A 14028-nucleotide genomic window follows, 5' to 3' on the forward strand; every position below is an offset into this window, starting at 1 on the left:
CGAGCCGGGTATCGTCCCGGCATGGGTGACCTGGACGACGCGGATGCCGGGGACGGGCGGCACGAGACGCCCACCGAGCGGCTCGACCGCAACTGGGACGAGCTCCTGCAGGAGCTGCGCGTGGCGCAGACCGGGGTGCAGATCCTGGCCGGCTTCCTGCTCACGCTGCCGTTCCAGCAGCGGTTCTCCGAGGTGGACCGCGCCAACCGGGTGGTCTACCTGGTGGCGTTCTCGCTCGCCATCGCCGCGACCGCCTTCCTCGTCGCCCCCGTGAGCGCCCACCGGCTGCTGTTCCGCCGGCGCGCCAAGGCTTCGCTGGTCGGCTTCGGCGACCGGTGTGCCCGGGCCGGGCTGGCGTGCCTGGGCCTGAGCGTCAGCAGCGTGACGTTCCTGATCTTCGACGTCGTGGTGGGCACCGGGGCAGCGGTGGGCGCCGCCGTCGTCACCTTCGGCCTCTTCGTCACCAACTGGGTCGCCCTGCCCCTGGGCTTCCGGCGCGGGCACCCGGTCCACGGTCCGCGCAGCTGAGCGGGGCGGCCGAGGCGGCGGTCTGGCAGGGCGTCGCCCGCGGCTAGGGTGGGCGTATGCCGCGCCTGGACCGTCCGGAGTCCGGCGCCGAGAGCCGCAGCGCGCGGTTGGACCGGCGCCTGGGACGGCGCCGGCGGCACCAGCACCTCGCCCTCGCCCTCACCACCCTGGTCGGGTTCGGAGCCGTGCTGGCGGACCGCCACGACGGCCCCGCCCGGGGGACCCCGGTGTCCGCACCCGGCGACCGCCCCGCCTCCGCCCCTCTCTCGCGCACGGCCGACGCGGGCGCGGGCGCGCGGCAGGAGGTCGAGTCGAGGGCGGCGTCGGCCATCCCCGGACCCACCACGTCCGCGTCGACGACGGAGTCCCCGCCGTCGCCCGGCCGCCTGCCGATCTCCGTGGCGATGGCGCGCCAGGTCCCGGCCAGCACCAGGCAGGTCGTGCTCGTGTCGGGCACCGGTGCCGACAGCAGCAGGGCCGACGTGACCTTCTACGAGGCGGGCGGCGCCGGCTGGGCTGCGGTGGCCTCGTGGCCGGGGCACGTGGGCCGGTCCGGCTGGTCCGAGCGGCACGTCGAGGGTGACCTGCGGACCCCCGTCGGGGTGTACCGCCTCAGCGATGCCGGTGGCCGGCTCCCTGCCCCGGCCGCCGGCCTGCCCTACCACCGCTCCGGCCTGTTCCGGGCGCCCGAGTCCGGCCCCGGTTTCGGCGACTCCGCCGCGGACGCCTTCGACCACGTGATCGCGATCGACTACAACCGCGTCGCGGGCAGGTCCCCGCTGGACCCGGAGCGGCCGCTGGGCGCACGCCGCGGGGGCGGCATCTGGCTGCACCTGGACCACAGCGGACCGACGCACGGCTGCGTGTCGGTGCCGAAGGCCGGGCTGCAGCTGCTGCTGCGCCGGCTCGACCCCGCCCTGCACCCCGTCGTGGTGATGGGCCCCAGGGAGACGGTCAGCGGCTAGCGCCCCGGTCCCCTGCGCGACGGGGGCTGTCCCGCCCGCTCACCAGCGGGCGAGCACCAGCTCGGTCACGGCGGCCTCCACCTCACGGTTGAGCTCGAGCCCCCGCAGCCGCGCTGCGGCCTCCGGGCCGCCGTCGGCCGACTGCACGAGCTCGAAGGCGGCGAGCTTGGTGTTGTACTCGATCCGCGCCCGGTCGAGCACCGCGCGGACCCGCTCCACCGTGCGGTCCCAGCCGAGCGGCCGGACGTCGTCCAGACGCACGGTGAGGCCCTCACCCCTCGTCGTCCGGCCCAGCCAGAACCGGGTCCCGGCGTCGGTCCGCTCACCGGCGAGAGCTTCGTCCTCCACGGAGGCGCCGCCCTCGCACCCCAGCAGCAGCAGGCTCCAGCTGCGGGCGGGCGGCAGCACCTCGGTGCTCCCCGTCGGGGCCGACACGGCGAGGGTGCCGGTGCCGTCGTCCCAGGTGATGGTGGTGACGGCAGTGCGCGGCCGGGTGCCGCCGTCGTCCTCCACGAGGTCGAAGCGGCCGCCGGCACCGGGGGCGAGCACCAGCTCGACGTGGTCGGGCACCTCGGTGCCGACGACGGCGTCCCCGGCACCCCCCAGCGGCACCAGGCCGCCGGCGGGCAGCAGCACGGGCAGGGTCTCGAGGGGCCGGTGCAGCCGCACCTGGCGCCCACCCCGGTACCGCATCCCGGTGAACAGGTCCGTCCACTCCCCCGGCGGCAGCCACGCCAGCGTGCTGCCCAGCCCGAGGACGTCCTGCTGCGGGGTCGTCACGGGGGCCACGACCAGCTCGGTGCCGAACCGGAACTGGGTCGGCACGGCATACGCCTCGGGGGCGTGGGAGTCGTCCCAGTACATCGGCTCGACGAGCGGTGCCCCCTCCCTGGCGGCCCGGACGTTCATCGAGTGCAGGTAGGGCACGAGCCGGTGCCGCAGCCGCAGGAACGCGTCGATGGTGGCGCGCGCCTGGGCCGGGAAGGTCCAGGGCTCCTTGCGGATGAACGGGTGCAGCGTCGAGTGCAGCCGCATCACCGGGGAGAAGACGCCGAGCTGGACCCACCGCACCGTCAGGGCGTCGTCGCGGCTCCCGTACCAGTGGCCGCCGATGTCGTGGCTCCACCAGCCGTAGCCGATGTTCGAGGCGGTGCTGGTGAAGTACGGCTGGAAGGCGAGGGAGTCCCAGGTGATGTGGGTGTCGCCGGAGAAGCCGACCGGGTAGCGGTGGCTGCCGGGACCGGCGTAGCGGGAGAACGTGATCGGCAGCCGGCCCCGCCGGGCCGAGTCGTGGAAGTGCTCGATGTTGAGCAGCCACAACGGGTCCACCCCTGCGGCCCTGCTGTGGGCACCCTGCTGCCAGTCCAGCCACCAGAAGTCGACGCCCTCGTCCTCGAGCGGGTGGTGCAGCACCTCGAAGTAGGCGTCCATGAAGCGGGGGTCGGTCGGGTCGAAGGCGACGGTCTGCTCCGTGTCGGGGTCGATCCCCATCGCCCGCGCCATCCGCGGGTAGGCGTCCTCGAAGGCCCGCACGCCGTCGGCCGGGTGCACGTTCAGGGTCACCGCCAGGCCGCGGCGGTGCAGCTCGGCGAGGAAGGCCGGCGGGTCCGGGAAGAGCTCACGGTTCCACGTGTAGCCGGTCCAGCCGGTGCCGAACCGCGGGTCGACGTCGACGAGGTGCCAGTCCATGTCGAGCACCGCCACCGAGAGCGGGACCTGCTCGGCGTCGAAGGTGTCGAGCAGGTCGAGGTACTCCTGCGCCGAGTAGGGGTGGTAGCGCGACCACCAGTTGCCCAGCGCCCAGCGCGGCAGCACCGGGACCGGGCCGGACACGGCATACAGGTCCCGCACGGCGGCCCGGTAGTCGTGGCCACGGACGAAGACGTACAGGTCGAGGGAGCCCTCCGGCCGGGGTACGGGCCGTCCGTCCTCGACGAGGAAGGACGTCGAGTCGTCGAGCACCGCGATCCCGGTGCGGGACACCACGCCCGGGCCGAGCGGCACCGCACCGTCGGCGCCGTCGAGGGTGCGGGCCGTGCCGCCGAGGTCGTGCACGGGCTCACCGAAGCGCCACTGCTGGGTGTGCGGGTGGTCGACCGGGCTGACGACCGTCACGACCAGGCCGTTGGGGCTGAACGGCTGCCCGTCGTACTCGAGGTGGAGGCACTCGGTGGTCACCTCGAGACGGTCGTGGTGCCGCCGCACGTCGGCGGCCGGCACGGGGAGCCGCCGGTTGACCGCGAAGACGCTCGCGCGGTCCTCGAAGTGCCCCGACTCCGACCACTCGAGCCGGAGCAGGCCCGCGGTGAGGACGGTGACCCGCCAGCGGTCACCGCTGACGACGGCGGCCGGGTCGGCCACCGGGTTGCCGGGCATCGCCAGACGCGTCGTCACGGGCACCGTCCTTCGCCTCGGGGGTCGAACAGCGCCGGGGGGCCGGCGCCCGCCCCACGCTAGCGGCCCCTCCCACGTCGAGCCCTTCGGTGCGCACCGCCTCGAGCGGGACGTCGTCCGGGCTCGTGCGACGACGGGATCCAGCGGACCTGGTGGTCGCGAGCATGAATACTGCCCGGGGGTGAGGGGGTATGGGGGACAGCGTCGGCCCCTGGTCGGCGGGCCGGGGTGGTTGAACCAACAGCTGCCCCGGTCCTGGCCGCCCGCCGCAGCGACGACCCCCGCCCCGAGGACCACCGCCCCGACGTCAGAGCAGCCCGGTGTAGACGACGTCGTCGGCGATGTCGGCGAGCTTGCGGTTGGTGTCCTGGCTGCGCCGGCGCAGCATCTCGAACGCCGTCTGCTCGTCGACCCGGTGGCTGGCCATGAGGATGCCGATGGCGGTGCCGATCCGGCGGCTGCTGCGCAGGGCGATCTCGAGGTTGTCCGCCCGCTGCTGGTCCTCCGCGGCCTGGACCGCGATGGCGGCGTGGGCGGCGAAGACCTCGGACACGATGAGGTCACCCGAGGCGAACGCGTCCGGGCGAGCGGCATACACGTTCAGGGCGCCCAGCGACCCCTCGCGCGCGAAGAGCCGGTGCGACAGCATGCTGCGAAGGCCAGTCTCCTCGGCGACCCGGGCCGCGAAGCGGGGCCAACGCCCGTCCCGGCAGAGGTCGCCAGTGGCGTACGAGTCGTGCTCGAGCAGGCCGTCGACGCACGGCCCCTCCCCCGTCTCGTCCTGGATGCGGTCCACGGTCTCGGGAAGGTCGCCGGTGGTGGCCAGGGTGCTGATCACGTCACCACGGCGGACCGAGATGGAGGCGTGGTCCGCACGGATGATCTTCACCGCCAGCTCGCACACGGTCAGCAGCGTCCCGTGGCGGCCGCCGTCCGCCTGGACGGCGTGCACCAGCTCTGCGAAGTACCGGGCCAGGTCGTGCTCTGGCGCCGGGACGAATCGGCTCATCGAAAACGTTCTCCGAGGACGCGACGGTTCGCCCGACCGGCACCCTGTTTGGCCGCTGACGCTCCCGCGGGCAGGACTCTACTGAACCCGGAGCAGCGCGCGTCGCAGAAGGTCGTCAACGCGACGTCCGCGAGGACGCCGTGACCACGCCCGCGGTGGTCAGGGGCGTCACCGCGTCGGTTGGGTCAGGCGCCCGGGGCCGGCTCCCCCGACCCCTCGGGGACCGGCTGCTCGTCGCGGGCCGTCTCCCCAGGGAGGGCACCGGTGAGCTCGACGTCGGCGGCGATGTCGCGCAGCTTGCGGTTGAAGTCCTGGCTCGACCGCCGAAGCCGTTCGAACGCCTCGTCCGCGGACACGAGGTCCCGCGCCATGATGATGCCGATCGCGGTGCCGATCTGACGGCTGCTGCTCAGCGCGGCCTCCAGGTTGGTGACGTCCTGCTGGTGGATCGAGCTCTGCACCGCCAGGGCGGCGAAGGGCGCGAACATCGAGGCGGTCGAGAGGTCGGCCGTGGTGAAGGCGCCAGCCTGGCTGGCGTACAGGTTGAGGGCGGCCTCGTCGTCGCCGCCGATGGGCAGCCGCAGGGCGAGCATGCTCCGCACGCCGGTCTCGGACACGCAGCGCGGCGCGAAGGCCGGCCACCGGGTGTCCTGCCGGAGGTCCTCGACGACGGTCGCCGCGTTGCCCGTGGCCGCGTCCAGGCAGGGGCCCTCGCCCTCCTCGTACTGGATGCGGTCCACCTCGGTGGGTAGCTCGCTCGACGCTGCGACCGTCGTGGGACGCCGCGACGGCCGGAGGAAGGTCACCGAGCAGGCCTCGCTGTGCGGGACGGCCTTGGCGACGAACCGCACGACCCGGTCGGGGTCGGGCGGCACTCCGGGTCCGCTGCCCAGGGCCGCCGCGAGCTCCAGGAATTCCTCACCCAGCACCACCGAACGGTGCCCTCGGTCCTCTGTCTCTCCAGCCACTGGGCCCAGCCTCCTCGCGTCCCCGGGGCATGCGTGTCGCTCTCGGCAGGCACCCGGCGGCACCCAGCGTAGTGCGGCGGGGCGCTGCGGCGATGTCCGTCTTGCGGTTGCCTGATCCCGCGTGGGGTGTTTGGCTGGAATCCGGCAGATTGGTCCAACAGTGGCGCCAGCCTTCCCTGCCGGAAGGACGCCCGTCATGACCACCGTCCCTGCCCCCTCCCGCCGTGCCGAGCAGCACGGGTCCCCCCACGACCGCGCCGAGGACCTGCTTCTCGTGCTGGCCCGGACCACCTCCTCGGACCACCGTCGCGACCTCGAGCGGGAGGTGGTCGACCTCACGCTGGACCTCGCCGACCGCGCCGCCCGCCGCTACCGCGGCCGGGGACTGGAGTACGAGGACCTGCGGCAGGTGGCCGCCCTCGCGCTGCTCAAGGCGGTGCGCGGCTTCCGGCCGGGACGGGGCCCGGGGTTCGCCGCGTATGCCGTGCCGACCATCGCCGGCGAGCTCAAGCGGTTCTTCCGCGACACCGGCTGGGCGGTACGGCCCCCTCGCCGGCTGCAGGAGAGCCGCGCACGGATGATCCGGTCGGAGGAGGCACTGCGACAGGACCTCCAGCGGGAGCCGACCCGCGATGAGCTCGCGAGTGCGGCCGGCGTCGACCGAGCCGGGCTGGCCGAGACCGTCGAGGCAGCGTCCTGGTTCACCACCAACTCCCTCGACGGACCGGCTGGCGAGCCGGCGCTCGACGTGCCCGACGGCTCCGACGCGTACGCCGACCTCGACCGCAGCGACGCCCTGGGCCGGGCCCTGGACACCCTCGGCGAGCGCGAGCTCGCCATCGTGCGGATGCGCTACGTGGAGGAGCGGACGCAGTCCGACATCGGCGCCGAGATCGGGGTGAGCCAGATGCAGGTGTCCCGGCTGCTGTCGGCCACCCTCGAGCGCCTGCGCACGACGATGGTCGACGCGGATGCCGTCGCCTGAGGCGACGGCGGAGAGGCAGCAAGTGGCCGTGCACGCCGACGTGGACCCCGAGGTGCTCGTCTTCGCGCGCGAGGTGGCGCGCCAGCACCGGCGCATCCAGCGCCTGATGCGCGACGTCCTCGACTCCGCGAACGGGCATCGGGAGCCCGCCTGGCAGGAGCTGCGGCGGTACCTCGCGGTGCACGAGGCGGCGGAACGGCTCGCCATGCACCCGCTGTTCCGGGCGCGTGACCGGGACGACCTGTCCGTGCTCGACCGGGTCGCCGAGGAGGACGACATCGCCCTCGCGATGGCCGCGCTCGACAGTGCCGTGCTGGAGATCGCGGCGCTGGACGCCGCGACGCTGGACGCCGCGACGCTGGACGCGGCGACGCTGGAGGGCGCGACGCGCGCGACGCCGGGCGGCGCGGAGGCCATGGCCGACGGCTGGTTCGCCGGAGCCGTCGCGGCTCTGTGCGAGCTCGTCACGGAGCACCTCGAGCGCGAGGAACGGGACGAGCTCGCGGGGTTCCTGCACCGCATCACGGACGACGACGCCGTCGAGCTGGTCGAGGTCCTCACGCTGGTCGAGGTGGCCAGGGAGGCCCTGCCCGGCTCAGGGGCCACCTTCGCCGAGCTGCTCGAGCTGGCGGACTCCGAGCTCGACCGGTTGCTCGGCGAGCCGCGGGGTCCGGACCCCGCGGCTCGCTGAGCCCGGGAGCAAAGAGCTCCTCACTGCCGCCAGGGGCAGCCGCTCACACCCTGGCAGCCGCTCACTGCTCCCAGGGTGGTGTGTCGCCCATGTCGCGGTAGTAGTGCGCCACGTGGCTGCGCACGCGGTCCGCGTCGTCCTTCGGGAGGTCCACGCCGCCGCGGGCCCCCTGCAGCACGCCTGCGGCGGCGCGGATCGCGCGCGGGACGGCGTGCAGCCGTCCGTCGACGACGTCCGCGATGAGCAGCTTGTACGACGTGAAGTTGTCCGGCTTGTCGCCGTCGTACCACAGGTGCGCGTCGCGGTACTTCGCGTTGGGGCCGTCCTGCGCCCCGGCCCACCTGCGGACCCGCGACTCGGCCTCGTCGCTGTCCCACTCCCGGTCCTCGGGCGCGAGCGGCAGGTCCTGGTATCGGGTGGTCGTCATGGTCTCTCCTTCCGGTCGGGTCCGGTCAGTCGTCCTGCGACTCCTCGGGCACTCCACCACTGGCCGTGTCGTTCTCCGTGCCGCCGGAACCGCCCTGGCTGTGCGACCCCGGCCCACCGTCGGGCTGGGTGGACGCCGGAGCAGGGGCACCGGCCTGCGGGGTGGTCTCCTGGGAGTCGGCGTTCTGGTCGTGGGCACCGGTCGATGCGGGCATCGTCGGCCTCCTTCGGGAGGGGGTGGTCCGCGACGGGCGCGTCGCTGACCACATCACCTACCCCGGGTGCCGGCCGTCAAACCTCGCCGGCGCTCACCCGTTCGCCGCCACCAGAGCCCCCCAGTCCAGCGCCAGCAGGTCCTCGAGCCCGTCCGCCACGCGGGCTCCGCCGGCTCCCTGCAGCTCGTCGGCGCCGAAGCCCCCGGTCCGGACCGCGACGCAGGGCGCGCCCAGGGCGGAGGCTGCCTCGACGTCGTACGGGGTGTCGCCGACCACGACCGCGCGTGAGCCGCCGGCGGCCTGCAGGGCGGCGCGCAGGATGTCGGCGGCGGGCTTGGACTCCGGCGCGTCCTCGGACGTCGTGACGGCCGCGAAGAGGTCTCGGACCCCGAGGGAGTCGAGGGCGGCATCCGTGTGCCTGGGCTTGCCCGACGACCCCACCGCGACCGTGAAGCCCCGATCGTGCAGGCGCCGCACCAGGTCGACCGCACCGGGCAGGGGGTCGACCTCGGGGAGCAGGTCGTCGTAGGCGGCCTCCCACAGCGCCCGCAACCGGTCTCCGTGCCGGCGCTCCACGCTGTCGTCGGAGACCGCGGCGACCAGCCGGTCGGCACCCATGCCGACGGCGCGGTGCACGCGCCACAACGGCACGTCGACCGAGCACTCCTTGAAGGCGCGGTGCCAGGCCAGCGCGTGGTGGTACGTCGAGTCCACGAGGGTGCCGTCGACGTCGAAGATGACGGTGTCGCCGGGTGCGGGCGCAGGCGTGGACGGGGTGCTCATCGGGGGGTCCTCACCCGAGCCACGCTAGACCGACCGGACGGGTGGCGCGCGGCCGCGGACGGCGCTCGAGGGGCCTTCGGGGAGGGCCCGTTTGGACGCCGCCGGACCGGGGTAGGCCCGGACATCGGTCGCCACCACCGAGACGACGACACCACACCCCCACCACACCCCCACCACGACGCCACCATCGAGGAGCCCCCGTGTCCAGGCCGCCTGTGTCCAAGGACGCCATCGTCATCCTGCGTGAGGACCACAAGGAGGTCCGTGGACTCTTCCGGGAGTTCCAGGGCAAGGACGTGACACCGGCCCGCAAGGGCCGGATCGTCGAGAAGGTCATCGAGCTGCTGACCGTGCACACCTACATCGAGAACGAGGTGATGTACCCGGAGGTGCGCCGGCTGCTCCCCGACCTCGAGGACGACGTGCTCGAGTCGTACGAGGAGCACCACGTCGCCGACGTGCTGGTCATGGAGCTGGCCACGATGCAGCCGTCCGACGAGCGGTTCGACGCCAAGACCACCGTGCTCATCGAGTCGGTCACGCACCACATGGACGAGGAGGAGTCCGACTGGTTCCCGAAGGTCCGCGAAGGCCTGGGCCGCAACCAGCTGCAGGACCTCGGCGAGCAGCTGCTGGCCGCCAAGGAGCGTGCGCCGCGGTCCCCCGCCCAGCCCAGCGCGCTCAAGAAGGCGGTCGACGCCGTCGTCTCCTGAGCAGGCGCACCCGGGGTGCAGGCAGGCCGCTGACCCACGAGGGCCGACCGGCACGACGGGTTGCCTGCTGGGAGGCGGGGCGGCGCCGGCCCCGGTTCGTGCTCTCCGTCCACCCTCTGTCGGACCCCGAGGTACTCACCACGCAGTCGCCGGCCCGGGCAGAGCTCGGGCGACCGGCCCCCGAATGCCGCCCCGGACGTCCGCGGCACCGAGCCGGGCCGCGTCCGCCGTGAGGTCGTCCGGTTGGGCGTTGGACTGCCTCTCCGCCTCCACCCGCGTGGTGTAGTGCCGCACCTCACGCTCCACGTCCTCGGCGTCCCACCCCAGGACGGGGGCGACGACCCGGGCCACGTCGGTCGCCGCGGTGACGCCACGATCCTGCGTGCGGATGGAGATGCGCGTGCGCCGGGTCAGGATGTCGTCGAGGTGCAGGGCTCCTTCGGCGGCCGCGGCGTACCAGGCCTCCACGCGCAGGTACGCCGGGGCGCCATCCACGGGTTCGACGAGCTCGGGGTGGTCGCGGAGCGCGGCAACGACCTCCGTGAGCAGGGTGCCGTAGCGGTGCAGCAGGTGCTCCACCTGCGACACCTCGAGCCCCAGCTCCCGGGCCGTGACCTCACGCCGGTTCCACTCCGCCTCGAACCCGTCCGCGCCGACGACCGGGACGTTCTCCGTGCACGACGCGGGGACCCGCTCGGCGAGCCCGCGGACGGCGGCGTCCACGGCGTCCCGCGCCATAACGCGGTAGGTCGTGTACTTGCCGCCGGCCACCATGACCAGTCCGGGCACCGGGCACACAACGGCGTGCTCGCGAGACAGCTTGCTCGTCTCGTCGGACTCGCCGGAGAGCAGTGGCCGCAGGCCCGCGTAGACGCCCACGACGTCCTCGGGCCCCAGGGGGGAGGCGAGCACACGGTTGGCCTGGTCCAGGAGGTACTCGATGTCCGAGCGGCTGGCGGCCGGGTGCGCCCGGTCGAGGGCCCAGTCGGTGTCCGTGGTCCCGATCACCCAGTGCTCGTCCCACGGGATGATGAACAGGACGGAGCTCGGGGTGCGGGTGATGATGCCGCTCTCGGCCCGGATCCGGTCCCCCGGGACGACGAGGTGCACCCCCTTGGAGGCCCGGACCGTCAGGCCCGACGTGGCGCCTGCCAGGTCCTGGAGCTCAGAGCTCCAGACACCGGCTGCGTTGATGGTGCGCCGTGCCCGGACCTCGAGCTCCTCGCCGGTCTCCAGGTCGGTGACCAGGGCGCCCACGACGCGGCCACCCTCGCGGAGGAACCCGGTGACCCGGGCGCTCGTGGCCAGCAGGGCCCCGTGCTCGGCCGCCGTGCGGGCCAGCATCATCGTGTGACGGGCGTCGTCGACCTGGCCGTCGTGGTACTCCACCGCACCCACGAGGGAGTCCCGCCGCAGCCCGGGGAAGCGCTCCAGCGCCGCCCGGCGCGTCAGGTGCCGGTGGGCCGGTACGCCGCGCCGGCCGCCGAGGGTGTCGTACAGGGCGACGCCGAGTCCGACGTAGAGCCGCTCCCAGATGCGGTGCCGCAACGGGTAGAGGAACGGCACAGGCCTCGTCAGGTGGGGGGCGAGGTGGTGCAGGATCAACGAACGCTCCCTGAGGGCCTCGCGCACCAGCCGGAAGTCGAGCTGCTCGAGGTAGCGCAGCCCGCCGTGGACGAGCTTGCTCGACCGGCTGGAGGTACCGGCGGCGTAGTCCCGCGCCTCGACGAGCCCCACCCGCAGGCCTCGCGTCGTCGCGTCGAGGGCAGCACCGGCCCCGACGACGCCACCGCCGATGACGAGGATGTCGAGCTCCTCGGCGGCCATCGCCTCCAGGTCGCGGGCCCTGCGGGCCGGTGACAGCGGTGCGGCCGTGGTCATCTCACACCTCCACCCAGTCGAACGTCCGGGTGACCGCCTTGCGCCAGCCGGCGTACCCCTGCTCGCGCTGCTCCTCCGACCACTCGGGCGTCCAGCGGCGGCTCTCGTTCCAGTTGCTCCGCAGCTCCTCGGGGTCCTTCCAGAAGCCCACGGCCAGACCTGCACCGTACGCCGCGCCGAGGGCAGTGGTCTCCGCCACGACGGGCCGGCTGACCGGCACCCCGAGGACGTCGGCCTGGATCTGCATGCACAGGTTGTTGGCCGTCACACCACCGTCGACCTTGAGGACCTCGAGCTTGACTCCCGAGTCCTTCTCCATGGCGTCGGCGACGTCACGGCTCTGGTAGCAGATCGACTCGAGCGTGGCCCGGGCCAGGTGCGCGTTGGTGTTGTAGCGCGAGAGGCCGACGATCGCGCCGCGGGCGTCGCTGCGCCAGTACGGCGCGAACAGCCCCGAGAACGCGGGCACGAAGTACATGCCACCGTTGTCCTCGACCTCCCGGGCCAGCATCTCGCTCTGCGCCGCACCGGAGATGATGCCGAGCTGGTCACGCAGCCACTGCACCGCCGAGCCGGTGACCGCGATCGAGCCCTCGAGCGCATAGACCGGACGCTCCTTGCCGAACTGGTAGCAGACGGTGGTCAGCAGCCCGTTCTGCGACCGCACGAGCTCGTGGCCGGTGTTGAGGAGCAGGAAGTTGCCGGTGCCGTAGGTGTTCTTCGCCTCGCCGGCCCGCAGGCAGACCTGGCCCACCATCGCGGCCTGCTGGTCGCCCAGGATGGCCGACAGGGCCACGGCCCCACCGACCGGTCCGGAGTCGACCGACCGTCCGTAGAGGTCGGGGTCCGAGGACGGCCGGATCTCCGGCAGCATCTGTCGCGGGATGGAGAACATGGCGAGCAGCTCGTCGTCCCAGTCCAGCGTCTCGAGGTCCATGAGCATGGTCCGGCTGGCGTTGGTCACGTCGGTGACGTGGACACCCCCGCGGGTGCCCCCCGTCAGGTTCCACATGAGCCAGGAGTCGGTGGTGCCGAAGAGCGCGTCCCCCCGTTCGGCGTCCTCGCGGACACCGGGCACGTTCTCGAGGATCCACTGGATCTTGCCCCCCGAGAAGTAGGTGGCCGGGGGCAGGCCGGCCTTGCGCCGGATGACATCGCCGCGGCCGTCCCGGTCCAGCGCGGCGGCGATGTGGTCGGTGCGGGTGTCCTGCCACACGATGGCGTTGTAGTAGGGCCGGCCGGTGCGCCGGTTCCACACCACCGTGGTCTCCCGCTGGTTGGTGATGCCGAGGGCGGCAAGGTCGCCGGCACCCAGTCCGTGACGGCCCAGGGCCGTCTGGATCACCGACGCGGTGCGGTCCCAGATCTCGACGGGGTTGTGCTCGACCCAGCCGGGCCTGGGCATGATCTGCTCGTGCTCGAGCTGGTGGCGGCCCACCTCGTTGCCCGCGTGGTCGAAGATCATGAAGCGCGTGCTGGTGGTGCCCTGGTCGACGGCTCCGACGAAGTCAGCCATGGTGTTCTCCTTTGAACGGTGGGGTGGGGTTCAGTCCGACGGCGGACATCAGGACAGGCTCTGCGAGCGCGCGGCCGCGACCGGTTCGGGCGAGCTCGCCGCGGCGGCGGGGACCTCGCCCGGCTCCTGCGGGGCGTCGGTGGGCAGGAAGCGGCCGACGAGCGCGCGGTACGCGCCTGCGCCCAGCAGGCCGCCGACGAGCGGGCCGACGATGGGGACCCAGAAGTAGAGCTCACCACGCTGGTCCTCGAAAGCCGTGCCGTAACCGGTCAGGAAGGACGCGAGGCGGGGCCCGAGGTCGCGAGCCGGGTTGATGGCGTAGCCGGCGTTGGTGCCCCAGGCCATGCCGATGGCCACGACGACCAGGCCCACGACCACGGGCGCGATCCACGGGACGGGTGCGTTGTTGCGGGCGTCGGTGACGGCCATGATGAGGAAGAGCAGGATCGCCGTGCCGACGACCTGGTCGACCAGCGCGGTCTGCAGGCTCACGTCGAGCGCGCCGTTGCCGGGAAGCGTCGAGAAGATCCCCTGGGTCTTGAGGGTGTGGCCGGGGTCCACGGCCGAGATGGCGTCGGCATACACGAACCGCACCACCAGGGCGGCGACGAAGGCGCCGGCGAGCTGGGCCAGTGAGTACGGCAGCACCTTGCGCCAGCTGAACCCGGCGAAGGCCGCCAGTGCCACGCTGACCGCGGGGTTGAGGTGGGCGCCACTGATCCGGGCGGCGGTGTACACGCCGAACGTCACCCCGAGTCCCCAGGCCCACGCGATCGAGTCGTGGCCGCCGAGGGCGCCACCACCGGTGACGACCTGGGCCACGACGCCCACGCCGAAGAGTATGAGGATGCAGGTGCCAGCGAACTCCGCGAAGAGCTCGCCGGTGATCGAAGCCTCGTCCTTGAGGTCCATGTCCACTCCTTGATCGGGTCCATCCCGGTTCGGATGGGCCGC

The 14028-nt window shown here is 73.2% G+C and carries 14 protein-coding genes; 5 read left to right on the top strand and 9 right to left on the bottom strand.

Features of this window, described 5'->3' with window-relative positions:
- The first annotated feature begins 21 nt into the window (after positions 1–21).
- Together ACYVDO_RS05510 and ACYVDO_RS05515 are read left to right on the top strand one after the other, a co-directional pair.
- Positions 22–528, top strand: coding sequence for a DUF6328 family protein (locus tag ACYVDO_RS05510; RefSeq protein ID WP_460933569.1), 507 nt, complete (start codon positions 22–24; stop codon positions 526–528).
- A 56-nt stretch (positions 529–584) separates the two neighbouring features.
- The gene (locus ACYVDO_RS05515; RefSeq protein ID WP_460933572.1) at positions 585–1493 is read left to right on the top strand and encodes a L,D-transpeptidase family protein; all 909 of its coding nucleotides are present in this window, start codon (positions 585–587) and stop codon (positions 1491–1493) included.
- Positions 1494–1532: 39 nt separating this feature from the next.
- On the opposite strand, the gene ACYVDO_RS05520 is transcribed toward ACYVDO_RS05515, so the two are convergent.
- The 3 genes from ACYVDO_RS05520 to ACYVDO_RS05530 all read right to left on the bottom strand — a co-directional run bounded on the left by ACYVDO_RS05520 (position 1533) and on the right by ACYVDO_RS05530 (position 5825).
- Complete coding sequence (locus ACYVDO_RS05520) at positions 1533–3887, bottom strand: glycoside hydrolase family 31 protein (RefSeq protein WP_460933574.1); 2355 nt, start codon at positions 3885–3887, stop codon at positions 1533–1535.
- Positions 3888–4194: 307 nt separating this feature from the next.
- The gene (locus ACYVDO_RS05525; protein ID WP_460933576.1) at positions 4195–4896 is read right to left on the bottom strand and encodes an ANTAR domain-containing protein; all 702 of its coding nucleotides are present in this window, start codon (positions 4894–4896) and stop codon (positions 4195–4197) included.
- A gap of 185 nt (positions 4897–5081) precedes the next feature.
- Positions 5082–5825: a GAF and ANTAR domain-containing protein gene (locus ACYVDO_RS05530; RefSeq protein ID WP_460933578.1), complete on the bottom strand. Its 744-nt coding sequence runs from the start codon at positions 5823–5825 to the stop codon at positions 5082–5084.
- Between the two features lie 235 nt (positions 5826–6060).
- On the opposite strand from ACYVDO_RS05530, the gene ACYVDO_RS05535 reads away from it, so the two are divergent.
- Together ACYVDO_RS05535 and ACYVDO_RS05540 are read left to right on the top strand one after the other, a co-directional pair.
- A complete protein-coding gene (locus tag ACYVDO_RS05535) occupies positions 6061–6849 on the top strand; it encodes a sigma-70 family RNA polymerase sigma factor (RefSeq protein WP_460933580.1) in 789 nt (262 codons plus the stop codon).
- 22 nt (positions 6850–6871) lie between these two features.
- Positions 6872–7540, top strand: a complete 669-nt coding sequence (locus tag ACYVDO_RS05540; RefSeq protein WP_460933582.1) for a hypothetical protein — start codon at positions 6872–6874, stop codon at positions 7538–7540.
- Between the two features lie 61 nt (positions 7541–7601).
- Here ACYVDO_RS05540 and ACYVDO_RS05545 read toward each other — a convergent pair whose 3' ends face one another.
- From ACYVDO_RS05545 to ACYVDO_RS05555, 3 genes are all read right to left on the bottom strand, one after another.
- Positions 7602–7967: a hypothetical protein gene (locus tag ACYVDO_RS05545; protein WP_460933584.1), complete on the bottom strand. Its 366-nt coding sequence runs from the start codon at positions 7965–7967 to the stop codon at positions 7602–7604.
- Positions 7968–7992: 25 nt separating this feature from the next.
- A complete protein-coding gene (locus ACYVDO_RS05550) occupies positions 7993–8181 on the bottom strand; it encodes a hypothetical protein (protein ID WP_460933586.1) in 189 nt (62 codons plus the stop codon).
- 93 nt (positions 8182–8274) lie between these two features.
- A complete protein-coding gene (locus tag ACYVDO_RS05555; RefSeq protein WP_460933588.1) occupies positions 8275–8964 on the bottom strand; it encodes an HAD family hydrolase in 690 nt (229 codons plus the stop codon).
- A 200-nt stretch (positions 8965–9164) separates the two neighbouring features.
- Here ACYVDO_RS05555 and ACYVDO_RS05560 point away from each other — a divergent pair, with 200 nt between their 5' ends.
- Positions 9165–9677: a hemerythrin domain-containing protein gene (locus tag ACYVDO_RS05560; RefSeq protein WP_460933590.1), complete on the top strand. Its 513-nt coding sequence runs from the start codon at positions 9165–9167 to the stop codon at positions 9675–9677.
- Between the two features lie 135 nt (positions 9678–9812).
- On the opposite strand, the gene ACYVDO_RS05565 is transcribed toward ACYVDO_RS05560, so the two are convergent.
- From ACYVDO_RS05565 to ACYVDO_RS05575, 3 genes are read right to left on the bottom strand one after another with little or no spacing between them, the layout of a single operon-like run.
- A complete protein-coding gene (locus ACYVDO_RS05565; protein WP_460933592.1) occupies positions 9813–11558 on the bottom strand; it encodes a glycerol-3-phosphate dehydrogenase/oxidase in 1746 nt (581 codons plus the stop codon).
- Between the two features lies 1 nt (position 11559).
- Positions 11560–13074 (bottom strand): glycerol kinase GlpK, encoded by a 1515-nt coding sequence (gene glpK / locus ACYVDO_RS05570; protein WP_460933594.1) that lies wholly within the window; start codon positions 13072–13074, stop codon positions 11560–11562.
- 48 nt (positions 13075–13122) lie between these two features.
- A complete protein-coding gene (locus tag ACYVDO_RS05575; RefSeq protein WP_460933596.1) occupies positions 13123–13986 on the bottom strand; it encodes an MIP/aquaporin family protein in 864 nt (287 codons plus the stop codon).
- Positions 13987–14028: the final 42 nt, after the last annotated feature.

It is taken from the genome of Phycicoccus ginsengisoli (assembly GCF_054779295.1).